The 541-nt window shown below is 34.6% G+C and carries 1 protein-coding gene; it reads right to left on the bottom strand.

The annotated features are described in order from the left end of the window. A partial coding sequence (locus tag ACFIKG_RS09850) for a type ISP restriction/modification enzyme (RefSeq protein WP_375652259.1) occupies positions 1–541 on the bottom strand: 541 nt, incomplete at both ends.

The following is a 541-nucleotide window of genomic DNA, read 5'->3' as shown; positions in this document are numbered from 1 at the left end:
ATTTCTCTTAGTTCTAATTTTGGTAAGTTCTTAACGATTTTCATGGTTTCTAAACTTACGGTAATAACTCTTTGAAACAACTCTAATGGATAAGCAGGGTTGCCAACAGTTTCAACAGCATAGTGATTGGCATCATTCACAATGCCACTCTTTTTATCTGTTTTTACACATTGACGCCCCATAACCGATTCAAGAGAGATATCTGTTATTGTGATATTGCTATTGTAAATAACAGTGGTTTTATCTTTATCAGATTTTCCATTTTCTTTAACTGCTTTTGCGAATTTCATTTCAGTCACATAATAAAACTTTTCGGGATTAGAGATGTCTGTTAATTTTGGATTACCCTTTTTAAAGGTCTCAGGATAAGGTTCTACAGTTTCATAGTTTACGTGCAAATGACCCAGTTCATGCCCTGCTGTTACAAACTTCCAAAAATCATCAGCGTTTTTAACACAAGGGATACGAGGCAATTCTTTAGAGAGGTTATCAGCATAACGAGTGCGATAATCTTCTGAATGCAAAAGACCGTAAACATAAT

It is taken from the genome of Bartonella sp. LB28NMGDW (genome assembly GCF_042194435.1).
Classification (GTDB): domain Bacteria; phylum Pseudomonadota; class Alphaproteobacteria; order Rhizobiales; family Rhizobiaceae; genus Bartonella; species Bartonella grahamii.
The sequence above is the reverse complement of the archived record's forward strand: the minus strand, read 5'-3'. Positions and strand labels throughout refer to the sequence as shown.